13 protein-coding genes are annotated in these 23978 nt (G+C 74.0%); 3 read left to right on the forward strand and 10 right to left on the reverse strand.

Features of this window, described 5'->3' with window-relative positions; genetic code table 11:
• Nucleotides 1–13: 13 nt before the first annotated feature.
• The gene (locus tag ACFV9H_RS08035) at nt 14–1540 is read left to right on the forward strand and encodes an anthranilate synthase component I family protein (RefSeq protein ID WP_385394890.1); all 1527 of its coding nucleotides are present in this window, start codon (nt 14–16) and stop codon (nt 1538–1540) included.
• Nucleotides 1537–2124, forward strand: a complete 588-nt coding sequence (locus ACFV9H_RS08040) for an anthranilate synthase component II (RefSeq protein WP_385394893.1) — start codon at nt 1537–1539, stop codon at nt 2122–2124. Before ACFV9H_RS08035 ends, ACFV9H_RS08040 begins: the two co-directional genes overlap by 4 nt.
• On the opposite strand, the gene ACFV9H_RS08045 is transcribed toward ACFV9H_RS08040, so the two are convergent.
• The gene (locus ACFV9H_RS08045) at nt 2111–3526 is read right to left on the reverse strand and encodes a PLP-dependent aminotransferase family protein (RefSeq protein WP_385394896.1); all 1416 of its coding nucleotides are present in this window, start codon (nt 3524–3526) and stop codon (nt 2111–2113) included. The two genes, ACFV9H_RS08040 and ACFV9H_RS08045, sit on opposite strands and share 14 nt — an antisense overlap.
• Nucleotides 3527–3653: 127 nt before the next feature.
• On the opposite strand from ACFV9H_RS08045, the gene trpD reads away from it, so the two are divergent.
• Complete coding sequence (gene trpD / locus ACFV9H_RS08050; protein ID WP_385394899.1) at nt 3654–4766, forward strand: anthranilate phosphoribosyltransferase; 1113 nt, start codon at nt 3654–3656, stop codon at nt 4764–4766.
• Here trpD and trpC read toward each other — a convergent pair.
• The 9 genes from trpC to ACFV9H_RS08095 all read right to left on the reverse strand — a co-directional run bounded on the left by trpC (nt 4666) and on the right by ACFV9H_RS08095 (nt 23955).
• Complete coding sequence (trpC, locus tag ACFV9H_RS08055) at nt 4666–5553, reverse strand: indole-3-glycerol phosphate synthase TrpC (RefSeq protein ID WP_385394901.1); 888 nt, start codon at nt 5551–5553, stop codon at nt 4666–4668. The genes trpD and trpC overlap by 101 nt on opposite strands.
• 175 nt (nt 5554–5728) lie before the next feature.
• Entirely contained in the window at nt 5729–6655 is a 927-nt protein-coding gene (locus tag ACFV9H_RS08060; protein ID WP_385394904.1) for a TauD/TfdA family dioxygenase, read from the reverse strand.
• A gap of 1 nt (nt 6656) precedes the next feature.
• The gene (locus tag ACFV9H_RS08065) at nt 6657–7904 is read right to left on the reverse strand and encodes a cytochrome P450 (protein WP_385394907.1); all 1248 of its coding nucleotides are present in this window, start codon (nt 7902–7904) and stop codon (nt 6657–6659) included.
• 28 nt (nt 7905–7932) lie between these two features.
• Entirely contained in the window at nt 7933–8820 is an 888-nt protein-coding gene (locus ACFV9H_RS08070; protein WP_385394909.1) for an ABC transporter permease, read from the reverse strand.
• The gene (locus ACFV9H_RS08075; protein WP_385394911.1) at nt 8817–19871 is read right to left on the reverse strand and encodes an amino acid adenylation domain-containing protein; all 11055 of its coding nucleotides are present in this window, start codon (nt 19869–19871) and stop codon (nt 8817–8819) included. Before ACFV9H_RS08075 ends, ACFV9H_RS08070 begins: the two co-directional genes overlap by 4 nt.
• A gap of 112 nt (nt 19872–19983) precedes the next feature.
• Nucleotides 19984–20691, reverse strand: a complete 708-nt coding sequence (locus ACFV9H_RS08080) for a 2-hydroxychromene-2-carboxylate isomerase (RefSeq protein ID WP_385394913.1) — start codon at nt 20689–20691, stop codon at nt 19984–19986.
• A gap of 63 nt (nt 20692–20754) precedes the next feature.
• Nucleotides 20755–21501, reverse strand: a complete 747-nt coding sequence (fabG, locus tag ACFV9H_RS08085) for a 3-oxoacyl-[acyl-carrier-protein] reductase (RefSeq protein WP_385394916.1) — start codon at nt 21499–21501, stop codon at nt 20755–20757.
• Nucleotides 21502–21628: 127 nt separating this feature from the next.
• Nucleotides 21629–22723, reverse strand: coding sequence for a beta-ketoacyl synthase N-terminal-like domain-containing protein (locus ACFV9H_RS08090; protein WP_385394919.1), 1095 nt, complete (start codon nt 22721–22723; stop codon nt 21629–21631).
• Complete coding sequence (locus tag ACFV9H_RS08095) at nt 22723–23955, reverse strand: beta-ketoacyl-[acyl-carrier-protein] synthase family protein (RefSeq protein ID WP_385394922.1); 1233 nt, start codon at nt 23953–23955, stop codon at nt 22723–22725. The genes ACFV9H_RS08090 and ACFV9H_RS08095 overlap by 1 nt, the downstream gene beginning before the upstream one ends.
• Between the last annotated feature and the right edge of the window lie 23 nt (nt 23956–23978).

Consider the following 23978-nt stretch of genomic DNA (forward strand, 5'->3'; position numbering starts at 1 on the left):
CGGTTCGAGTGATGTGAGCAATCCGGAAGTGGAGGTTCGGGTCACCGTGGAGGAACTGGCCCGGCACGCCCCGCTGGACCTGTACGCGGCGCTGCGCGAGGTCCTCCCCGCCGAGGAGGTGTTCCTCTTCGAGAGCCTGGAGGGGGCGCCCGCCGACCGCCGGTCCGCCGTCGTCGGATTCGGGCGGCTCGCCGAGATCCGGGTCCACGCGGACCGGGTCGAAGTGGACGGCCCCGCGGCGGAGCTCAAGCGGGCACTGGCTGGCGCGGTCGAGGCGGCCGGCCTGGTCACCGACGGGCCGGCCGCGGGCTGCCCGGTGGCCCACCACCCGCTCCCCGACGGCCCGTACGTCTTCCGCTTCACCCGCTCCGACCAGGTCTGGGACGCCCTGCGACGGGCCCAGGGGTTGTTCTCGGTGACCACCGAACTCCCCGACACCGGCTACGCCTTCGGGTTCCTGACCTCGCTCGCGTACGAGTCGTCCTGGCACATGGAGGAGCTGCCGGAGCGGACCGAGGGGGACGGCGGGCGCCCCGACATCACGCTCACCCTGTTCCGGGACACCGTCTGGTACGAGGTCGCCGACGGCCGGGTGCGCCGACTGCGCGCCGACGGCCCGGCCTTCGCGGGCCCGGCGGAACCGCCCGAACTCCCCGAACTGCCGCAGGCCCCCCGCCCGGCAGGCCACCCGCCGGCGCCCGCCCCCCGGTCGGTGCGCGACAGCGTCGACCGGGAGACCTTCCTGGGCTGGGCCGAGCGCTGCCTGGAACACATCGGCGTCGGCGACGTCTACCAGATCCAGATCGGCCACCGCGTCGACGTCGAGACCGACCTGACCCCCCTCGACGTCTACCGGCGGCTGCGCGGCCGCAACCCCTCGCCGTACATGTACCTGATGCCGCAGGCCGGACGGACCCTGATCGGGGCCAGCCCGGAGCTGTTCTTCCGGATCGAGGACGGCGAGATCCTGATGCGCCCGATCGCCGGTACCGCCCGCCGCGGCCCCGACGAGGAGGTCAACCAGCGGCGCGTGAAGGAGATGCGCGAGAGCGTCAAGGAGCAGGCCGAGCACATCATGCTGGTCGACCTGTGCCGCAACGACATCGGCCGGGTCGCGCTGCCCAGCACCCAGCCGGTGGACCGGCTGATGGAGGTGGAGACCTACTCCCACGTGTTCCACCTGGTCTCGACCGTCTCCGGCCGGCTGGCCCCGGAGGTCGGCGTCTGGGACGCGGTCCGGGCCACCTTCCCCGCCGGGACCATGTCCGGCGCGCCCAAGGTGCGCGCCATGGAGATCATCGACGGCCTGGAGCGCGAGCGGCGCGGCGCCTACGCCGGCGCGGTCGGCCTGGTCGACGTACGGGGGTGGAGCGAACTGGCGCTGTGCATCCGCACGATCGAGTACGACGGCCGCACGTACTCCACGCAGAGCTCGGCGGGCATGGTCGCCCAGTCCGAGCCGGAGTCCGAGTGGCAGGAGACGCTGGCGAAGATGGGGGCCGCCTACTGGGCGCTCACGGATGAGGAGCTGCTGCCTTGAAGGTGCTGTTGATCGACGCGTACGACAGTTTCGTCCACATCATCGACCAGTACCTGCGGGTGCTCGGCGCCGACACCGAGGTGGTGCGGTCCCGGACCCGGACCCCTGAGCAGCTGGCCGGGCTGGAGCCCGACGCGGTCGTACTCGGTCCGGGTCCCGGGCATCCCGCGGAGTCCGGGCACGTGGAGCTGGTCCACGAGTTCGCCGGCCGGGTCCCGCTGCTCGGGGTCTGCCTGGGGCACCAGGCCATCGGGCTGGCGTACGGCGGCCGGATCGAGGTCGCCGGGCAGGTCATGCACGGGCGGACCAGCACCGTCCGGCACGACGGCCGGGGGCTCTTCGAGGGCCTGGGCCACACCCTGGAGGCCACCCGCTACCACTCGCTGCTGGTCGCCGACCCGCTGCCGGAGCCGCTGGTCACCACGGCGGTGGCCGCCGACCACGGGTACGTGATGGGGCTGCGCCACCGGACGCTGCCGGTGGAGGGCGTGCAGTTCCACCCCGAGTCCATCATGACCACCGGCGGGCTGACGATGATGGGGAACTTCCTGGCGATGCGGGCGGGAACGCTCACGCCCCGCTGAGCACCGCCGCCAGCTCCCGCACCGCCTCCTCCGCCCCCGCGCGAGGCAGATGGGCGTGCCCCACCACCAGGGCGGGCGCACCCTCGCCCGGGCGGGCGTGGTGGGCGGCCGCGCCGGAGAGCAGCACCGAGCGGCGCAACGCCCCGGCCACCAACGCCGCCTCGTCGGTGTGCCGGGGCAGCGTCACGTACGCGTGCAGTCCCGCGGCCCGGCCCACCACGGACGCTCCCGGCAGGTGCCGGCGCACGGCCTCGCGCAGCGCGTCGTGGCGGTGGCGGCACAGGGAGTTCAGCCGGCGCAGGTGCCGGTCGTAGGCGCCGCCGCGCAGGAACTCCGCGAACGCGAGCTGGGTCAGCACGTCGGTGCCCAGGTCCTGGCGGGCCCGGGCGCGCAGCAGCCGGTCCAGGAGCGGCGCGGGGGCGGCCAGCCAGCCCAGCCGCAGCCCGGGGGCGAGGGACTTGCTGACCGTTCCCGCGTACACGACGTGGTCCGGCGCGAGCCGCTGGAGCGCCAGCGGCCGGCCGGCTCCCCGCTCGTACCAAAGACCCCGGTCGTAGTCGTCCTCGACGATCACGCCGTCCACGTCGTGCGCCCACCGCACCAGCGCCTCGCGACGGCGCTCGGAGAGGGTCGCTCCGGTGGGGAACTGGTGCGCCGGAGTGACCAGGACGGCCCGCACCCCGGAGGCGGCGAGCGCGGCCACGTCGATGCCCTCCTCGTCCACCGGCAGCGGTACGGGCCGCAGGCCGCTCTCCCGCACGAAGCGGCGCTGGCCCGGGTGGCCCGGGTTCTCGATGCCGAGGGCGCCGATGCCCAGCCGCGGCAGTACGGCGGCCAGCAGGCCCAGCGCCTGCGCGAACCCGGCGGTCACCATGACCTGCTCGGGCGTACTGCGCACCCCGCACATCCGGCCCAGGTAGTGGGCGAGCTCCACGCGCAGCCGGGAATCCCCGGCGAGCGGCGGGTAGTCGAGGCCGGCCGGGTCGGCCGAGTGCAGGGCCCGCTGGTAGCACGCGAGCCATTCGCGGCGCGGGAAGTCGGGGACGTTGCCCCCGCCGGGGCGCAGGTCCCAGCGGACCGGCGGCTCCCGGCGGGCGGCGTGCCCGTCGTCCAGCAGGGAGGGCACGGGCGGCGCGGGAGAGGCGCGGTCGAGGTGGCGCACGACCTGCGTTCCCGCGCCCTGCACGGCCTCCAGATAGCCCTCCGCGACGAGCTGCCCGTACGCCTCCACCACGACGCTGCGGGAGACGCCGAGGTCGTCGGCGAGGCGGCGGCTGGAGGGCAGCCGGGTGCCGGGGTGCAGAATTCCCTCGGTCACCTCTTTCTTGATGAATCGCTGGATCTGCGACGTCAGCGGAACTTCGGATTCCCTGACGAGCGTGACCGCGGCGTGCAAGGCCACTGGTTTTCTCCTTCGGTGTCTTCCGAATTGGACCGTGCGAGGTGCGGGACAGTGGTCTGGAAACTCGGCCGGTCTTTTCCCAGACTGGGTGGCGGACGTGTTCCCCGCCGTTGCCTAGGAGACCTTCGTGACCGCCTGGCCCGAATTGCTGGACGCATTGCTGGACCGACGGAACCTCTCCGCGCGGGAAACCGAATGGGCGATGGACCGGATCATGTCCGGCGAGGCCGGACCGGTCCGGCTCGCCGGGCTGATGACCGCGCTGCGGGCCAAGGGGGAGACCGCCGAGGAGGTGGAAGGCCTGGTGCGCGGGATGCGCCGGCACGCCGTGACGCTGTCGGTGCCCGGCCCCGCGCTCGACATCGTCGGCACCGGCGGCGACGGCTCGCACAGCGTGAACGTCTCCACGATGTCCGCGGTGGTGGCCGCCGGGGCCGGCGCCCGCGTGGTCAAGCACGGCAACCGCTCCGCCTCGTCCGCCTGCGGTTCGGCCGACGTGCTGGAGGAGCTGGGGATCGCGCTGGGCCTGCCCGCCGCGGACGTCGCCGAGGTCGCGGAGGAGACCGGCATCACCTTCTGCTTCGCCCCGTTGTTCCACCCGGCCATGCGGCACGCCGCCGGGCCCCGCCGCGAACTGGGTGTCCGTACGGTCTTCAACGCCCTCGGGCCGCTGACCAATCCGGCCGATCCCGTGGCGCAGGCGGTCGGTGTCGCCGACGCCCGGCTGGCTCCGCTGATCGCCGAGGTGCTGGCCCGGCGCGGGGTGTCCGCGCTGGTCTTCCGGGGCGACGACGGGATGGACGAGCTGACGGTCACCACTACCTCCACCGTGTGGTCGGCCACTGGCTCCGGAGTGCGGAAGGAGACCTTCGACCCGCTGGACATCGGAATCCCCTACGCGCCGCCGGACGCGCTGCGGGGCGGCGACCGGGTCCACAACGCGCGAGTGGCCCGCGAGGTGCTCGCGGGGGCCCACGGACCGGTCCGGGACGCGGTCCTGTTGTCGGCGGCGGCCGGGCTCGCGGCCCTGGCCCCCGACGGGCGGCCGATCACCGAGCGGCTCGCCGACGGGGTGGCGCGGGCCGCCGAGGCGATCGACTCCGGTGCGGCGGCCGCCGTTCTGGAACGCTGGGCGGCGGTCACGGAAAAGAAGGACCGGGAGAACCGGGCAGCCGAGGGAACAGGCCACCGCCCAGCCGACCACCGCCCAGCCGACCACCGTCCGGCCGCGGTCCGATAGGCCGGCGGCCCGCCGCCACCAGCGCGGCCACCGCCTCCCGGTGGTGGCCGCTGGTGACGAGGGCCTCGCCCACCAGGATCGCGTCGGCGCCCAGCTCCGCGTACTCGACCGCACAGCGCGGCCCGCGCACCCCGGACGCGGCGATCCGCACGATGTTCTCCGGGATGTCCGGCGCGATCCGCGTGAAGGCCCCCTTGTCCATCTCCAGGGTCTTCAGATCGCGCGCGTTGACCCCGATCACCCAGGCCCCCGCGTCCAACGCCCGGCGGGCCTCGGCGGCGTCGTGCACCTCCACCAGCGGGGTCAGCCCGATCTCCGCGGCCTGCGCCACCAGGTCGACCAGCAGCGGCTGTTCGAGCGCCGCCACGATCAGCAGCAGCATGCTCGCGCCGTGCGCCCGCGCCTCCCACACCTGGTACGGGTCGACCACGAAGTCCTTGCGCAGCAGCGGCACGCCGACCCGGGCCCGTACGGCGTCCAGGTCCGCCAGCGACCCGTCGAACCGCAGCTCCTCCGTCAGCACGCTGACCGCCGCCGCGCCGCCCGCCTCGTAGGCGGCCGCCAGCGCCCCCGGGTCCTCGATCGCCGAGAGCCGGCCGTGCGCCGGACTGGCCCGCTTCACCTCGGCGATCACCTTCAGCCCGTCCGTGCCGCGCAGCAGCTCGGCGCAGTCCGGGACGGGCTGGACCTCCGAGGCCAGGTCGCGCAGCTCGCACTCCGGGATCCGACGCCGTCGCTCCGACAGGCCGGCCCGCACGCCTCCGAGGATGTCGTCGAGTGCATTCATGCTTTCCGTCCATTTCTCGCCCGGGCACCGCGGGGCACCACGGGCGCCATCGGATCAGACGCTAGGGACGCGGCCGGCCGACGGCCACGTCCTTAAGGGGGCGGTGAATGAGGGGAGGCCGAAGGGGCCCGGCGTACCGCGTGCCGAGCCCCTTCCCGCCGGACCGCTCGCGCGGTCAGGTCATCGAGACGACGATCTTGCGGTCTCCCGTGTACGCCTCGCGCCCGTGCAGCACCGACATGTTGTCCACGATCATGATGTCGCCGACCTGCCACGGCTCCGCCAGCCGGTTCTCCCGCTGCGCCTTGCGCACATGGGCCAGGTCGTCGTCCGAGAGCGGGGTGCCGTCGGCGTAGGTGACCCAGTGCGGCAGCTCGTCCACGTCGTCGATCAGCGACAACAGGGTCTCGGCCTCCTCCTCGGGCAGGTTCGAGGGGTGCCACTGGTCGGCCTGGTTGAACCAGGTGTCGGCGCCGGTACGGGGGTTGGGCCGGACGCCCGGGCGGCGCTGGCTGACCCGCAGGCCGCCGTCGGGCGTCCAGGAGTACTCGGCCGCCGACTCCTCCAGGAACCGCTCGACCACCGCCCTGTCCTCCGTTTCGAAGGTGGCCTGCCAGGACTTGCCCAGCCCGAACCCGCCGTGCAGGTGCTGGCGGTAGACCACGCCCGAGGCGAACCGGTCCCGTACCTCCGGCGGCAGCGAGGCCAGCAGCGCCCCGCCGTCGCAGACCGGGGTGGCCCCGCCGGTCTCGGGCGCGATCAGGCAGCCGAAGAACAGCCGGGTCGGCCACGCCTTGGCGTACGACATCTCGTTGTGGAGGGAGATGTCGAAGCGGGCGGGGTACTCGGTGGAGGTGAACACCCCGTCGGAGACGGCCGCCCGGGGGGTGTTGCCGCCCCGGTAGCTGTCGATGAGGGAGTCGCCGAAGAGGCTCACCGCGGCGTGGAAGGCGTCCGCGTCGGTGAGCCCGAGGCCCCGTACGAGGACCGCGCCGTGCTCGGCGAGGAGCTCCTCGGCCCGCGTGCGGACCTCGGCGGACTGGGTGTCGGCGTACAGCACGGCCAAGGTCGTGCCGCCGGCCGTGCGTGTCTCGTGTCGCATCTCAGTGGGTCTCCTTGCCGGTGAAGGCGACGGGCAGCGCGCTGTAGGCGCGGACGAAGTTGGAGTAGAGGCGTTGCGGCGGCCCGAGCAGCGTGATGTCGTCGACCATCGCGGCCAGCGCCTCCACCATGGCCTTCACGTGCACCCGGCCCAGGAAGGCACCGAGGCAGAAGTGCGGACCGTGGCCGAACACCACGTGCTTGTTGGGGGTGCGGCCGACGTCGAAGCGCTCCGGGTCGGTGAAGGCCTGCTCGTCGAAGTTGGCCGAGGTGTTCCAGAGGGTGACGATGTCGCCGGCCCTGATGGTCTTGTCGCGCAGCGGTACGTCGACCAGGGCGCGGCGTCCGAAGTGCATGGCCGGGGTGGTCCAGCGCAGGATCTCCTCGGTCGCGCTGTCCGCGGACACCTCGCCGGACTTGAGCCGGCGCCACTGCTCGGGGTTCTCGGCGAGGGCGATCAGCCCGCCGATGATCGAGGTCCGGGTGGACTCGTCGCCACCGAGGATCAGGCTGTAGGCGTTGAGGACGATCTCGTCCTCGGTGAGCGGCTTGCCGTCGACGGTCGCGGCGGCGAGGGTGCTCAGGACGTCCTCGCCCGGGTTGCGGCGCCGCTCGGCCGCCAGCTCGCCCATGTACATGATGATCTCGTTGCGGGCCATCAGGGACTCGAACTCGTCGTCCCCGGACCCCTCCCGGGCCAGGGTCCGGGTGTTCCACTCCACCAGCCGCGGGCGGTCGGCGTGCGGGATGTCGAGCAGGTCGCCCATGGTCTGGATCGGGATGTGGTCGACGACGTCGGCGACGAAGTCCACCCGCCGCGCCGCGATCGCCCTGCCGAGCAGCTCGCGGGTGTGCTCGTGCACCCCGGCGACGACCGGCTCCAGGACGCGCGGCGCGAAGGACTTGAGCATCACGTTGCGGATCTCGCGGTGCCGGACGCCGTCGGTGACGGCCAGCATCTTGCGGGAGGCGGAGTCCTCGCCCTGCAGCAGCGTGGTGAGGACGTTGCCCTTCTCGGAGGTGAACCGCTTGTTGTCCCGGTAGACGGCGACGGCGTCGGCGTACGTGGAGATCACCCAGAAGCCCGGGGTGCGCGCTCCGGCCGGATGCCAGTGCACCGGGCTCTCGGCGCGGAACCGGCGCCACATGGCGTGCGGGTCGACGTCGAGGAAGGTCTGCGGGTCGGTCAGGTCGAGGGCGGCGGGTTCGGGGACGGCGGCGGCCGGAGCCACCTCCTGGGTCACGGTCATGGTGTTCCTCGGGTCTTCGACGGGGGTGTCAGCTGGTCGCCGTACGGAAACGCCGCAGGCTCACGACGGTGCAGGTCACGAAGATCACGGTCAGGGTGACCGAGACCACCACGAGCGGATGGGTGCCCGCGAACCCGCTGCTGGGCGTGTCCGGGTTGCCCCACAGGTCGCGGCAGGACGCGATGACGGCGGTCACCGGGTTCCACTCGGCGAGCGGGCGGAGCGCCGACGGCATGGTCTGGGGGGAGAGGAAGGCGCTCGACAGGAAGGGCAGCACGACCACGATGAACGGGGCCACCACGCTGATCGTCTCGACGCTGCGCAGGGTCAGCGCGAGCAGCACCCCGAGCCACAGCATCGCGTAGATGAAGACCGCGATCAGGGCGAAGCCCGCCAGGGTGGGCAGCACCCCGGTGTGCGAACGCCAGCCCAGCACGAGGCCGATCAGGATGGTGGTGCCCAGTCCGCCCATGCCCACGAGCCAGTCCGCGGCGGTGTGCCCGATCGGGATCGAGGCCCGGTTGATGGGCAGCGAGCGGAACCGGTCCACCAGCCCGCCCTGCATGTCCAGGGCGAGCGAGACCGCGGTGGGGCCGACACAGGCCAGGCCGACCTGGACGGCTCCGCCGGCGAAGACGTACTCGACGTAGTCGCCGCCCTGGGGCAGGTGGATCGAGTAGCGGAAGAGGTAGCCGAGCATGATCAGCGAGAGCATCGGGTTGAGCACGATGCCGATGGAGCGGCCGGGGGCCCGCCGCATCCGGCGCAGCCGCCGGCCGATGACGGCGCCGGTCTCGGTGAGCAGGGTCCGCAGGCCGGCCGGCCCCCGGGCCGCCGCGAGTCGCGGCGTCCCGGTGGCGGTGGCCACGGCGGTCTTGTCGGGGTCCGCCTCGGGGCGCGGAAGGGTCGTCGTCATGACCGGTTACCGGCCTTCCAGGCGTCGAGGGCGGTCCGCAGGGCCGGGCCGATGGCGGTCAGCGGCTCCGGGTTGAGCATGTCGTCGTGCGCGCAGTCGATGCGGTGCACCCGCACGGAGCCGGTCATGAACTCCTTCCACAGGACGTCCTTGTCGGTCACCTCGCCCCAGGGCGAGTGCTCGGCCAGGAAGAGCTCCACGTCCCCCGCGTACTCACCCGGCTTGTAGCGGGTGTTGAGGAGCTGGTGGCGGCCCATCAGGTCGACCACCCGGCCGAGCCGTTCGCGGCCCATCCGGGCCAGCGGACTGCCGTCCCGGAGCAGCGTCTCGTAGAGGTCGTCCGGCGCGAGCCGGCGGCCGCCGAACTCGTCCCGGTGATGGCCGATGCCCTCCATCAGCCAGCCCAGCCGTACCTGTTCGTCGCGCTCGTCGACCGCGTCGGTGCGCGGGAAGGAGTCCATGACGGTCAGGAGGCCGACCTCGTCGCCCGCCGCCCGGAGCTGGACGGCCATCTCGTAGGCGAGCAGTCCGCCGAACGACCAGCCCAGCAGGTGGTACGGGCCTTCGGGCCGGACCTCCTTGATCAGCCGGATGTACTCCGCCGCGTTCTCCTCGATGCTCTCCGGAAGGGGAGCGCCGTCCACCACGGTGGGCGACTGGAGGGCGTAGACGGGCTGGTCGGGGTGCAGGTAGGGCACCAGGGTCAGATAGGACAGGGACAGCCCCACACCGCTGTGCACGCAGAACAGCGGGGTGCGGTCGCCCTCGGGCTGGATGGTCAGCATCGGGGTGAAGTGGTCGACGTGGTCGATCCCGTCGGCCTCGGCGATGGCCTCGGCCATGCCCCGGGCACTGCTGCGCATCGCCTCCGGCGCCGGTGCTCGTACGGCGGATTCCGGAGCCGGTTCGGGGGCCGGTTCGGGGTCCGGTTCGGCCGCCGGGCGCAGGCCGGCGGCCAGCGCGGCGACGCTCTGGTGGACGAAGACGTCCGCGATGCTCAGCCCCAGATCGGCCTTGCGGGCCAGGCTGACCACCCGCAGCGACTTCATGCTGTCCATGCCGGCTTCGAAGAAGTTCGCCCCGGCGGTGAGCGCGTCGGTGGCGAGCACGTCGCGGACGATCCGCAGCAGCGTCTCCTCGACCGGATCGGCGTCGGCGACGGCCGTCTCGCGCAGGCCGTCAACCGAGCCGTCCACCGCGCCGTCCGGGGCGGCCGCCCCGTCGGCCGCCGCGGACGACGGATCCGGGGCGGACCAGTCGCGCCCCGGCCGGTCCGCGGCGCCCATGGCCGTGCCCGAGAGAAGGGCGGGCCAGAGCCCGGCGTCCGCCGCCGCGCCCGGTACGGCGGCCAGCGCGGCCGCCTCGGCGTGGCTGACGGAGGTGACCGTGGCCGCCCCGTCCGGCCCGCGCAGCAGATAGGCGGGCCGGTCCGGGTCCGGCAGGTGCGCCGGAGCCGATCCGGCTGCCCGCCCGCCGGCGGCCGGGTCCAGGACCACGACCGGCACCCCGGTGCTCCGCAGCCTCCCGGCCAGGCCCTCGGTGGTGAGGACGGCCACCGCGGCGGTCGCCTCCACCAGCTCCCGGACCCGGTCGCTCGGCTCCTCCGCGCCCACCGGCACGTAGGCCGCACCGGACTTGAGCACCGCGAGAGCGCCCACCGCCTGGTCGACGGCGCGCGGCACCGCGAGGGCGACGACCCGACCGGGACCGGCCCCCCGCTCCACGAGGTGCAGCGCCAGCCGCCCGGCGCGCTCGTCCAGCTCCGCGTACGACAGGGCCCGGGAGCCGGCGCCGACCGCGGTCTCCCCCGGGGAGGCCTCGATCCGCCCGGCGAGCAACCCGGTGAGCGTGTCCGCCACCGGGGCCGCGAGTCCGCGGTCCGCGTCGAGACCGCTGACGCGCACCTCCGGGTCGGCGACGGCGGCGCGCAGCACCTGCCGGAACTGCTCGACGAGCCGCTCCGCGGTGTCCCGGGTGAACAGCGCGGTGCTGAAGGTCAGCAGACCGCGCATGCCGTCCCGGCCGGGCCAGTTGAAGAGCTCCAGTACCAGGTCCAGCTTGGCCTGGTCGGATCCGACGTACTCGGGCTCCGCGCTCAGGCCCACCAGCTCCGGCACCCGCACCCCGTCGTGCTGCACGGTGAGCGAGACCTGGAACAGCGGGTGCCTGCCCAGCACGCGGGCCGGCCTGACCGCGTCCACGACCTGGTCGAACGGCACGTCCTGGTGCGAGTAGGCGGCCAGGTCGGTCTCCCGCAGCCGCTCCAGCAGCTCCCGGAACGTGGGGTCGCCGCTGGTGTCGCCGCGCAGCACCAGGGTGTTGAGGAACATCCCGACCACGTCGGCGAGCGCGTCGTCGGCGCGCCCGGCGACGGACACCCCGAGCGGGATGTCGGTTCCCGCGCCCCACCGGGTCAGCAGGGCCGAGAGCGCCGCCTGGAAGACGATGAACTCGGTGGTGCCGGTGGTCCGGGCGATCTCCGCGATCGCGCCGTGCAGTTCCGGGTCCAGGTCGAACAGCACCGTGTCCCCGGCGGTCCCGCCGCCCTCCGGGCGGGGGAAGTCGGTCGGCAGCGGCAGTTCCTCCGGGAGACCGGCCAGCGCGTCGCGCCAGAAGTCGAGCTGCCGCGCGCCGAGGCCGTCCGGGTCGTCCGGCTCGCCGAGCAGCTCGCGCTGCCAGACGGCGAAGTCGGAGTACTGCACCGGCAGCGGCTCCCACCGCGGGGCCTGCCCGCCGGTCCGGGCCCGGTAGGCGGTGGCGAGGTCGTCGAGCAGCGGCTCCATCGACCAGCCGTCGAAGGCGATGTGGTGCAGCACGATCAGCAGGACGAAGGCGTCCGCGCCGGCCGGGAAGAGCCGCACCCGCAGCGGGGTCTCCTCGGTGAGGTCGAAGCCCCGGTCGGCCTCGGCGGCCAGCGCGGTGTCGAGCTGGTCGGTGAAGACGGACACGGTCTTGAGGACCGGCGCGCCCGCGGCCGGGTCCAGGACCCGCAGCGAGGGCACCCCGTCCTGCTCGGGGATCACCGTCCGCAGCACCTCGTGCCGGGCCGTCAGGTCGAGCAGGGCCGCCTGCAGGGCGTCGGTGTCGAGCTTCCCGGTGAGCCGGAAGGCCATGGCGCTGTTGTACGAGCCGTCCGCGCGGCCCTGGCGCCGGTTGAGGAACCACTGGCGCTGCTGGCTGAAGGAGAGCGGACGCTCCCCTCCCGGCGCGGCCGGCGCCAGCGCGGGCCGGGCCTGCGCCGCGTGGGCGACCTGTCCGGCCAGGCCCACCACGGACCGGGCCTCGAACAGGGCGCGGATGGGGAGTTCGACGCCGAGGGTGGCGCGCACCCGGCTGACCAGGCGGGTGGCGAGCAGCGAGTGCCCGCCGATCTCGAAGAAGTCGTCGTCGATGGAGACCTGCTCCAGGCCGAGGACGTCCGCGAACAGCCCGCACAGGATGCCTTCGACGGGCGTGCGCGGGGACCGGCCGCGGGAGGTAGCGCCCAGGTCCGGGTCGGGCAGGGCCTTGCGGTCCAGCTTGCCGTGGGGGGTGAGCGGCAGCTCTGCGAGGGCGACCACCGCCGAGGGGACCATGTAGTCGGGGAGTTCCGCGGCGAGCCGTTCGCGCAGCACCGCGGTGGCCTCGGGGCCGGCGGCCGAGCCGGCGACCACGTACGCGACCAGCCGGCGTTCGCCCGCCTCGTTCTCGCGCATCACCACGACGGCCTGTTCGACGCCGGGCTGGGCGAGCAGGGCGGAGGAGATCTCGCCGAGCTCGATGCGGATCCCGCGGAGCTGTACCTGGTCGTCGACCCGGTCCAGGTAGTCCAGGTCGCCGTCGGGCAGCCAGCTCACGAGGTCTCCCGTGCGGTACATCCGGGAGCCCGCCGGGCCGTACGGGTCGGCGACGAACCGGGACGCGGTCAGCCCCGGCCGGTCCAGGTAGCCGCGGGCCAAGCCGCCCGCGACGTACAACTCGCCCGTGACACCCGGGGCGACGGGCCGCAGGTTCCGGTCGAGCACGTACACGCGGTGGGCGTTGGTGGGCTTGCCGATCGGCGGCCGCCCGCCCCGGGGGGCCAGCGGGCCGGCGACGGTGCAGCCGACGACGGCCTCCGTGGGTCCGTAGCCGTTGAACAGCCTGACCGAGCCGCCCCAGCGCTCCACCACCTCCGCCGGCACCGCCTCCCCGGTGACCACCAGCCGCAGGTCCGCGGGGAGGGTGGCGTCGGCGGGCAGCCCGCCGACCACGACAGGCGGCAGCGCGACCAGGTTGATCCGGGCGTCGTTGATCAGGTCCACCAGCGGCCGGCCCGGGGTGCGGGCCTCCTCGTCGGCGATCACCAGGGTGCCGCCGTTGAGGAGCGCCAGCATGATGCCGAAGACCGAGGCGTCGAAGCTGAACGACGCGAACTGCAGGACCCGTACGTCGTGGTCGAGCCAGAACCGGTCGGAGAGGCTGGCGACCATCGACATCAGCCCGGTGTGGGCCACGGCGACGCCCTTGGGGCGGCCGGTGGAGCCGGACGTGTAGATGACGTACGCCGTGTTCTCCGGGTGCAGCGGCGCCACCCGCTCCGCGTCGGCGAGGTCGTGCCCGTCGAGCGCGGCGAGCCGGGCGGCCGTCTCGGGCGCGTCCAACAGCACCGGAGCGACCCCGAGCGCGGCCAGGTCGGGCAGGCCGGCCGGGCGCGACCAGGTCGCCGTGTCGGTCAGCAGGACCGGCGGGCGGGCGTCCTCCAGCATGTAGCCGATCCGGTCGACCGGGTAGTCGGCGTCGACGGGCAGGAACACCGCGCCGGCCTTCAGGGCGGCGAGCGCGGCGACGATCAGCCCGGGGGAGCGGGGCAGCATCACGGCGACCGGCTGCTCCGGACCGACACCGCGCTCGGCCAGCAGCCTGGCCAGCCGGTTGGCCCGGCCGTTCAGCTCGGCGTAGTCGAGCTCCTCGTCGCCGAGGGAGACGGCCGGCTTGGCGGGCGAGAAACGGGCCCACCGCTCGAACGTCGCGCCGGCCAGGGCGGCGGTGGCCGGGCGGGCCGCGGCCGCCCCGGACCAGGCGCCGAGCACCTGCTCCCGCTCCTCGCCCGTGAGCGCGTCGATCCGGCCCAGCGGGGTGCGCGGGGCGTCGGCGAGCTGCCCCAGCACGCGGGCGAACCGGTCGACGAAGACTTCGGCCCGCGCGGCGTCGAAGACGTCCGGGCGGTACTGGGCCTCCACCCGCAGGCGCTGCCCCTCGGTCGGGAACACCCCGACCGCGAGCGGGTACTCGGCGATGACCCGGGCCTTCCAGTCCAGCATCGTCAGGCCGGGGACGTACGAGCCGATCGCGTCCAGCGCGCCCGCCGGGTAGTTGTGGAAGCTGACCACGGTGTCGAAGAGTTCGCCGATCCCGGCGACCTGCTGCACCTCGGCCAGGCCCAGGTGCTGGTGCTCCTCCAGCGCGAGCTGACGGTCCTGGAGGCCGGCCAGCATCTCCTCGAAGGGCAGCGCCGGGTCCAGGTCCGCCCGTACCGGCAGGGTGTGCAGGAACGCGCCGACCATCTGCTCGACCTCGGGCAGGTCCGCGGGGCGTCCCGAGACGACCGCGCCGAAGGTCACGTCGTGGCGGCCGGTGAGGCTGCCCAGTACGGCGGCCCAGGCGCCCTGCACGACGGTGTTCATGGTCAGGCCGCGCCGGTGCGCCCAGTCGGTGAGGGCGGAGGTCAGCTCGGCGGGCAGCTCCACGGTGTAGGTCTCGGGCAGGACGGAGACCCGCGCCCGGTCCGCGGGGCCGAGCCGAGTGGCCTCGTCGATCCCGTCGAGCTCCCGCTCCCACGCCGCGCGGGCGGCCGGCTTGTCCTGGGCGGCGGACCACTCCAGGTAGGCGCGGCCCGGCGCCACCGGGCGCAGGGCGCTGACGTCGGCGCCGTTGCCCCACAGGGTGACGAGCTCCTCGGCGAGGACGGCGGACAGCGACCAGCCGTCCACCAGCATGTGGTGGGTGGTCCACACGACGCGATGGCGTTCGGCGCCCAGCTTGTAGACGGTGAACCGGGTCAGCGGGCCCCGCGTCACGTCGAAGCGGTCCAGCCACTCCTCCTCGGTGCGCCGGCTCGCCTCCGCGCCGGGATCGGCGGCGGCCGTGAGGTCGGTCTCGGTCCACGGCAGCTCGACGGAGACCGGGATCAGCTGCACCGGATCGCCCTGGTCCCGTTCGCGGAACCGGGCCCGCAGCGCCGGATTGCGGTCCAGCAGCGCGGTGGCCGCGGCGCGCAACGCGGCCACGTCCAGGGCGCCGCCGATGTCCATGACGACCTGGAGGGTGTACGCGTCCATGCCCTGGCGGTCGAATTCCGCCTGGAAGAGCAGGCCGCGCTGGAGCGGGGACAGCGGCAGGACGTCGGTGAGCCCGTCCAACTCCCGCTCCCAGGCGTCGACCTCCCGCTGCTCCACGTCGACCAGCGGGAACTCGGCGGCGATCCGGCCGCCCGATCCGGGGCGCGAGGCGTGCGTCGCGAGCGCCCCCAGCGCGGCGAACCAGCCCTCGGCGATCTCCCGCACGGCGCCTTCGGAGAGCGCGCCGGACGGCCAGGTCCACTCGGCCACCAGGACCGGGCCCTCGGGGCGGTCCTCGGTGAGCGCGACCAGGTCCAGGGGCTGGCGCAGCGGGGTGTCGGGGGAGGCGGTCAGACCGGCGCCGCCGGCCTCGATCGCCCAGGCGCCTTCGCCCGCCGCGAACCGGCCCAGGTAGTTGAAGCCGATCTGGGGCACGGCGGCCCGGGCGAGCACGCCCGCGGTCTGCGGGTTCACGTGGCGCAGCAGGCCGTAGCCGATGCCGTGGTCGGGCAGGGCGCGCAGCGCGGCCTTGACCCGCTTGAGGGCGGAGCCGACGGCCGGGCCGCCGGTCCGGACCTCGGCGCGGTCCAGCTCGCCGACGTCCAGCCCGACGGGGAAGGCGCTGGTGAACCAGCCGACCGTACGGGAGACGTCGAGGCCGTCTCCGATCTGCTCGCGACCGTGGCCCTCCAGCTCGACGACGGTACGGGTGCCCTGGGCTCCCGGGCGCCCGGTGACGGCCAGCGCGAGGCCGGTCAGCAGCACCTCGTTGATCTCGGCGTGCAGGGCGGCGGGCACCCGGGTGAGCACGTCGGCGGTGAGCTGGGCGGGCAGTTCCAGACGGAGCCGGCCCGCGTGCGCCCAGGTGTCGGCGGCCGGGTCCAGCGGCCGGTCGGCGAGGATCTCCGCGGCCCCGGCCGACTGGGCGCTCCACAGCGGGAGTTCACCCACCCGGCGGGAGGTGCGGGCCTCCGCGGACAGGGCCTTCGCCCAGGTCCGGAAGGAGGTCGGGACGGGTTCCAGGGCAGGGGTGCGGCCCTCCGTGACGGCCTGCCAGGCGGCCTCCAGGTCGGGCAGCAGGATCCGCCAGGACACCCCGTCCACGGCCAGGTGGTGGACGACCAGCAGCAGGCGGCCGCCCGCGCCGGGGGCCTCCTCCAGCAGCACCGCCTGCACGACCAGCCCGTTCTCGGGACGCAGCCGGGCCCGGGCGGCGGCGGTCTGCTCGGCGAGCACGGCCGCGCGGTCCGCCCCGGCGGGCACGGTGACCCGGGTGACCACGTCGGCGGCGCTCACGGCGCCGGGCGCCAGGGCCTCCTGCGTCCACAGGCCCGGTACCGGGGAGCCGAGCCGCAGGCGCAGCGCGTCGTGCCGGTCCAGGACCGCCTGCAGGGCGGGCTCCAGCACGGCCGGGGTGAGTCCGGCGGGCGCGGTGACGACCGTGTACTGGGCGAACTCGCGAGTGGCGTCGGGCAGTTCGGACAGCTGCTCGCGCAGCCGATCGGAGATGGGCGTCGGGTCGATCTCCCCGGTTCCGTCGTCCGCGACGGCCGCGGCGGCGTCGCTCTCCACGCGCCGGGCCACGGCGGCGATCGCGGCCGGGGTGCGGTGCTTGAAGACATCGCGGGCGGTCACGATCAGCCCGGCCCGGCGGGCCCGGCTGACGACCTGGATGGAGCTGATGCTGTCGCCGCCGAGGGCGAAGAACCCGTCGTCGACGCCGACTTCGGGCAGGCCCAGCACCTCGGCCAGCACCGCGCAGAGGATGCCCTCCTCGGGGGTGCGGGCGGCCCGGACGGCGGCCTGCGGGCCCCCCAGGTCCGGGGCGGGCAGCGCCTTGCGGTCCACCTTGCCGTGAGCGGTCAGCGGCAGCGCGTCCAGAGTGAGCAGCACCGTGGGCACGAGCGCCTCCGGCAGCCGGCCCGCCAGCAGCGCGCGCAGCGCCGGGGTGTCGAGGACGACGCCGGACTCCGGCTCCAGATAGCCGACCAGACGCTTGTGTCCGGCCGGGTCGGTCACGGCGGCGGCGACCGCGTCGGCGACGCCGGGCAGCGCGCGCAGCGCCGACTCGACCTCGCCGAGCTCGATGCGCTGGCCGCGGATCTTGACCTGGTGGTCGCGGCGGCCGACGAAGGCGAGCTGTCCGTCGGGGCGCAGCTCCACCAGGTCGCCGGTGCGGTACATGCGGGAGCCGTCGCCGGCGAAGGGGTCGGGCAGGAAGGTGACGGCGGTGCGGCGGGGGTCGCCGAGGTAGCCGCGGCCCACGCCGGCGCCGGAGATGTACAACTCACCGCGCACGCCGCGCGGCACGGGCGTCAGGTCGTCGCCGAGGACGTGCAGGCGGGTGTTGCGCAGCGGCCGGCCGATCGGGACGATCGGCGCGGCCATCGCGTCGAGGGCGCCTGCCGTGCGGGCGTAGGCGTGGGTGACGTCGTCGGAGCACTCGGTCGGGCCGTACAGGTTGGCCAGCGCGATGCCCGGGTAGCGGGCGAACCAGCGGGTGCACAGCTCGGCCGGCAGCGCCTCCCCGTTGGAGATCATCCAGCGCAGCGCGGGCAGCTCCGGGGCCGAGCCGGCCGCGTCCCACACGTCGAGGGTCGCGCGCAGCAGGGACGGGACGACCTCCAGCACGGTCAGGCCCTCGGCGCCGATCGTGGTGAACAGCGCGTCGGGGTCGGAGGCCTCGGCCCGGCTGAAGGCACGGACCCGGCCGCCGACGAGCAGCGTGGTCAAGGTCTGCCAGACGGTGACGTCGAAGGTGACCGGGGCGTTGTGGACGAGGGCGTCGGAGCCGTCCAGGGACAGCTCCTCGACCTTGGCGAGCAGGTGGTTGACCATGCCGCCGCGCTGCACCATGGCGCCCTTGGGCTTGCCGGTGGAACCCGAGGTGTAGATGACGTACGCCAGGTCCTGCGGGCCGCCCAGTACCGGCGGCAGCGCGTCCGGGGCGTCCTGCTCGGTCCCGATCTCGCGCACGGGCAGCGGGACGCCGTCGCCGGCGGCCGCGGCGGCCTGCTCGGCGAGGTCCCTGTGCGCGGCGTCGGTGAGCACGAAGCCGGCGCCGCTGTCGCGCAGCAGGGCGGTCAGGCGGGGCAGCGGCGCACCGGGGTCGAGCGGTACGAAGGCCCGCCCGGCGCCGAGGACGGCCACCTCGGCGGTGACGAAGTCCCGGCCGGGCTCGGTGAGGAGGGCGACCGGGCCGGTGCCCGTCAGGTGCCGGGACAGCGCGCCGGCCCGGCCGACGAGCTGGGCGTAGCCGAGCGTGCCGGTGTCGTCGGTGACGGCCGGGGCGTCCGGGGTCTTCGCGGCGTGCGCCCGTATCCGCTCCACGACGCCCAGGTACGGGGTCGGGCGGACCGGGCCGGTGAGCGCGTCGGCCAGTTCCGCGGCCTCGCCGGGGGAGAGGAGCTCGAGGCCCGCCAACGGCGCGTCCGCGTCGGCGGTCAGGAACCGGTCGAGGTAGGAGACGAACCGGTCGAGGTGCGCGCGGACCTCGGACCGCGTGTAGCGGGCCTCGTTGCCGTTCAGGTCGATGCCTATGCCGGCGTCTCCCTTGTCGGCGACGGTGAACTCGAGGTCGTCCACCAGCCCGGTGGACGGGCTGTGGATGGTGGCCGCGCACGGGCCGATGGCCAGCTTCTCCACCTGCGGCATCATGTTGAGGAACGGGCCGAAGGGCCGCCGGTCGTCGCTGGGCAGGCCCATGGCGCGGCGGATCCTGCTGACGCGGTGGCGCTGGTGCTTGAGGGCCTGCGAGAAGGCGCGGTAGGCGTCGGCGAGCAGGCCGGAACGGGTGGTGGACGAGTCCACGGCGAGCCGCAGCGGCAGGTAGTTGACCACCATGCCGGGGACCTTCTGGGTGTCGCCGCCGACGCGGGCGGTGACGGGCACGGACAGCAGGACGTCCTCGGTGCCGGCCATCCGGCCGGTGTAGGCGCCCAGGGCCGCGACCAGCACGGTCTGCCAGGTGACACGGGACTCCCAGGCCACGGCGCGCAGCCGCTCGGCGACGGCCTCGGGGAGGACGTCCTGCTCCTGGAGGAAGGTCTGGGCCGGCTCGGCGTCGCCGGTGGAGAGGCTGATCAGTTCGGGCCGGTCGGAGAAACGTTCCTCCCAGTAGGCCGCGTCACGCTCGGCACGGGCCGAGCCGACGTAGCCGGCCTCGGCGTCGAGCAGGGTGGTCAGCGCCGGGAAACGGCCCTCGTCGAGATCGGCGCCGGCGAGCAGGGCCTCGTAGATCGCGGCCAGTCGCTGCCAGTAGATGACGTAGCTGAAGCCGTCGGAGACGAGGTGGTGGTTGAGGAGGCAGAAGAAGGCGCGGTCGACGCCGAGGGTGAAGACGCTCAGCCGGAAGAGCGGCCCGCGCGCGCCGCCGTCGCCCTCGCCGTCCTCGCCGCCCTCGTCGGTCAGGGCGAACGGCACCCGCAGATCGGCGCGGATCGCCTCGTGCGCCGCCGCGGCCGGGTCGGCCGCCCCGCTGACGTCGGTGACCGTCAGCGGCAGCGCCTCCAACGGCTCGACGAACTGGCGGGGCTCGCCGTCCACTTCGGTGAATCCGGTCCGCAGGCACTCCGACTCCTCGACGAGCCGCTCCAGCGCGGTGCGGAACAGGGCGTGATCGAGCGGGCCCCTGATGTCCCAGTAGATGGCGGTGTTGTACGTGGCTCCCCCGCCAGAGAGTTTCGCGTCGAACCAGATGTCCTTCTGGCCGGCGGTGAGCGGAAGGCCGCCGACCGTCTGAACATGCGTCATGGCTATCCCCTAGCGAAGGTTTCCGATGTCAGCCCTGTCACGGGCCAGATCGTCGCCGCGCGCGCTGACGGCGGTCTGAAGGCGAACTGATCGCGCGCTGAAACGCTGCGACTCAGCCGCAGCCACCCGCGTGGGCGTCCTCGGTGGCCCGGTCGCCCAGCCCTATCGCGGCCAGCGGTTCCGGCACGAAGCCGGCCGGTACCTGCTGGTCGCGCAGGTGGGCGACGAAGTCGTCCAGCCGGTCGATGCCCCAGAAACGGCTGAAGCCCTGGACGAAGAACGGCACCCCGAACACCCCGTCCCGGCACACGTCGAGCAGGATCCGGATGCCCTCGGCGCGCACCTCCGGGACGTCACTGGCACGTGCCAGCGCGCGCGGGTCGAGCCCGATCTCGAAGGCGATGTCCTCGATGGTGGCCGGGTCGCAGATGTCCCGGCCGCGGCCGAACCGGGCCCGGTACACGGCGTCGATGAAGGCGTGGCCGCGACCGTGCCGGGCCGCGACCAGGTAGGCCAGGTGCGGGACCTCCCACACCGGATCCCGGTCCACGGGCCAGGTCACGGTCAGGCCCCGGGCCTTGGTGATCCGGCCGATGTCCTGGAGGACGTAACGGTTCTTCTCCCGGGACATCGCCGAGTACGGGAACCGGCCGCCCTGCTCCGTCAGCAGCCGGGCACTGAGCTCGTCCGGCTCGAAGAAGGGCACCCACTCCAGCTGTTCGGCGAGGTCCGGGTGGAAGGTCATGATCTCGCGGTAGGCCAGCCAGGAGTACGGGCTGCGCAGCGAGAAGTAGAAGCGGGGCGTCTTGTTCTTGGGCACGGTGAACCCTTCGGTCGACCTGGCTGCGTGGGTGTGTGCGGGGGTCTCGGCGGGCGCGGCCCGTCAGACGACGAGGCCGCCGTCGATCCCGAAGACCTGTCCGGTGATGTACGAGGCGCGGTCGGAGGCGAGGAAGGAGACCAGGTCCGCGACCTCCTCGGGCCGCCCGAACCGACCGAGCGGGATCCGCTCGGTCATCTTCCTGACGTGCTCCTCGGACAGCCCCGAGAGCATGTCGGTCTCGATGAACCCGGGGGCGACGGCGTTGGCGCGGATGCCGTAGCGGCCGCTCTCCTTGGCGAGGGCCTTGGTGAACCCGATGATCCCGGCCTTGGTCGCGGAGTAGTTGGTCTGCGTGGCGTTGCCGTACACGCCGGCCACCGAGGACAAGGTGATCACGGAGCCGGTACGGCGCTTCATCATCGCGAAGACCGCTGCCTTGCAGAGGTTGTAGGTCCCGTCCAGGTTGACCCGCAGGACCGCGTCCCAGTCGTCGGGCGCCAGCATCACGAGCGGGTTGTCACGGACGATGCCCGCGCAGGACACCACCGTGTGCAGCGGGCCGAGTTCCTTCTCGCTCGCGCGGACGAAGTCCCGTACGGCGTCGTGGTCGCGGACGTCGGTGCGTGCGGTGTGGACGCGGGCCCCGGCGGCGGTGGCCTCGGCGGCCACCGTGTCGGCGGCCTCCTTGTCGGACTGGTAGCAGAAGGCGACGTCGTAGCCGTCCTGCGCGAGGCGGGCCACGACGTGGCGGCCGATGCCCCGGGAGCCCCCGGTCACCAATGCGACGCGGCGTTCGGTTGCGGACATGTGCTCGGTTCTCCTCGGTGATGGGTGGCCCGGTGCCGGGACGGGCGGGCCGGGGCGGGCGCGGGCGGATCCGACGGCCGGCCGGGGCGGGGGTGTTCTCCCTGCCGGCCGTCGGAGTGTGGGGAGGTCAGCCGCCGGCGAGGACCGCGCAGCCGACCAGGCCGTCCCGCTCGATACCGGTGACCAGCGCGGCCTCGCCGGGCGCCAGGCCCCCCTCACCGGCCGCGGCGAGCACCCCGGCCAGCTGGAGCGCCGCGGACGCCGCGGAGGTGTCGCCGACCAGCGGCCGGATCCGTACCCACCGCGGGTCGGCGCCCTCGCCGAGCACGTCGGTGACGGCGGCCTCCTCCTGTGCGACGAGCGGGCCGCCGGATCCCAGGGGCGCCACCAGCCGTACGTCGGGGGCGGCCACCCCGGCCTTCTCCAGCGCGCCGCGCACACAGACGGCCAGGGCCTCCCGGGCCCCGTCCGGTGCGTGGAAGGCACGGAAGCCGGTGGCGCCGATCCGGGCCAACGGGGCCCGGCCGGCCGCGGCCGCGTCCTCGGCGGTCTCCAGGAGGAAGACGGCACTGCCCTCGCCGAGCGGGGTGTCCCGCTCCTCCTCGTCGCGGCCGTGCCACTCCAGCCAGGAGCGCTGGGTGGAGTACTCCTCGGCCGCGCCCACCAGCACGCGGGAGCAGTGCCCGCCGCGGTGCAGCCGCAGGGCGTAACCGAGGGCGAGCAGGCCCGTCAGCGAGCCGCCCGCGACGGTGGTGTTGGGGCCCTTGATGCCGTGCCAGATGGCGCTCTGCCCGGCGGCCCGGTTCATCACGGTGTTCGGGAATCGGGCCGGGTCCACGTGGTACGGGCGCTCGCCTGCCAGCGCGTCCCGGGTGAAGTCCATGATGCTCTGCACACTGCCGGAGCCGGTGCCCAGGACCAGGGCGGTCTGCTCGGAGCGGGCGGCCAGATCCTCCCGGAAGCCCTCGATGAGGCCGCCGACCGCGGTGACCGCGATGGCGGTGACCCGGTCCATGGTCCGGGTCCCCTTCTTCCCGACGTACTTGGCGGCGGTGAAGTCGGGGACCACCGCACCCTCGGCGAACGGGCCGGGGAAGGCCTCGCGGTCGACGGCCCCGATCGCGGTGCGGCCGGCGGACATACCCGTGCGGAAGGAGTCGCTGCCGACACCGAACGGCGAGACCGCCGACCAGCCGGAGACGACCAGGGGGGTGGGGGACATCAGGCGGCCTCCTCGTACCGGCCGAGGATCAGCACGGCGTTGTTGCCCGCGAAGGCCAGGGCGTTGTTCTGCACGACGTCCAGCCGGGCCGGGCGGGCCTCGTTGGGCACGCAGTCCAGGCCGCACTCGGGGTCGGTCTCGCGGTGGTTGATGGTGGGAGGGATGAACCCCTCGGTGATCGCCAGCGCGCAGGCCGCGGAGGCGAGCGCGCTCGCGGCGCCCATGGAGTGGCCGATCATGGACTTGATGGAGATGGTGGGCGGCGGCGTGTCGAAGACCTGGCGGATCGCGCCCGCCTCCGTCACGTCGTTGGCGTGGGTGCCGGTGCCGTGCGCCGAGATGAAGTCGATGTCCTCGGCCTTGACCCCGGCGTTGCGGTGCGCCACCTCGATGCACCGGGCCAGGCCGTCCTGGTCGGGGGCCACGGGGTGGTGGGCGTCGCAGCTGAGGCCGTAGCCGAGGACCTCGGCGTAGATCCGGGCGCCGCGTGCCAGCGCCGAATCCAGGCTCTCCATCAGCAGGATCCCGGCGCCCTCGCCGGTGAGGATGCCCTTGCGGTCCTTGTCGAAGGGCTGACACACCTCCGGGGCGATGGTGCCGAGCCGGTAGAAGCCGGTGAAGGTCTTGCGGCAGACCGCGTCGGCGCCGCCGCACAGCGCGGTCTCGACGTCGCCGTCGCGGATGGCGTCGAAGCCGCTGCCGATGGCGTAGTTGCCGGCCGCGCAGGCGGTCGGGATCGTCAGGGCCTCCACGTCCACGAGACCGAGTTCGCGGACGATGCCACTGGAGAGCCGGCCGGCCTGGGCCCGGCGCACGACGCCGTGGTCCAGGTGCTCCGGTCCGTGCTCCAACTGCTGTCCGACGAGCAGGTCGAGGTCTCGGGACTCGGCGTCGGTGGTGCCGACCGAGACCAGGACCTTCCGCTCCCGGAGGTCTTCCGGGGTCAGACCGGCGTCCTCGACGGCCATCCGCGCGGCGGCGATCGAGAACTGCGTGGCCCGGCCCAGGTCCGCCGGCTCGGTCCGGTGGATCCAGTCCCCGGGCTCGAAGTCGTCCACCTCGCACCCGTTGGCGTGGGCGAAGCCCGTCGTGTCGAATGCCGTGATCGGCTTGACCCCGCTGCGCCCGGACCGCAGTCCGTCCAGGAAGGCCGTGACTCCGAGGCCGATGCTGGTGACCGTGCCGAGGCCGGTGATCACCACCCGGCGCGGCGCCCGCTCATCGTCGTACACCCTGCGCTCCCGTCGTAGTCGTA

Origin of the sequence: Streptomyces sp. NPDC059874 (assembly GCF_042731135.1) — a bacterium.
In the GTDB taxonomy this organism is placed as follows: Bacteria; Actinomycetota; Actinomycetes; order Streptomycetales; family Streptomycetaceae; genus Streptomyces.

Bases quoted from the DNA above. Each gene is read 5' to 3' on its own strand.
- ACFV9H_RS08090 (WP_385394919.1), bottom strand. From the start codon at position 22,723: ATGTCCCCCACCCCCCTGGTCGTCTCCGGCTGGTCGGCGGTCTCGCCG.
- ACFV9H_RS08065 (WP_385394907.1), bottom strand. From the start codon at position 7,904: ATGACCGTGACCCAGGAGGTGGCTCCGGCCGCCGCCGTCCCCGAACCC.
- ACFV9H_RS08070 (WP_385394909.1), bottom strand. From the start codon at position 8,820: ATGACGACGACCCTTCCGCGCCCCGAGGCGGACCCCGACAAGACCGCC.
- trpC (WP_385394901.1), bottom strand. From the start codon at position 5,553: ATGAATGCACTCGACGACATCCTCGGAGGCGTGCGGGCCGGCCTGTCG.
- fabG (WP_385394916.1), bottom strand. From the start codon at position 21,501: ATGTCCGCAACCGAACGCCGCGTCGCATTGGTGACCGGGGGCTCCCGG.
- ACFV9H_RS08075 (WP_385394911.1), bottom strand. From the start codon at position 19,871: ATGACGCATGTTCAGACGGTCGGCGGCCTTCCGCTCACCGCCGGCCAG.
- ACFV9H_RS08060 (WP_385394904.1), bottom strand. From the start codon at position 6,655: ATGCGACACGAGACACGCACGGCCGGCGGCACGACCTTGGCCGTGCTG.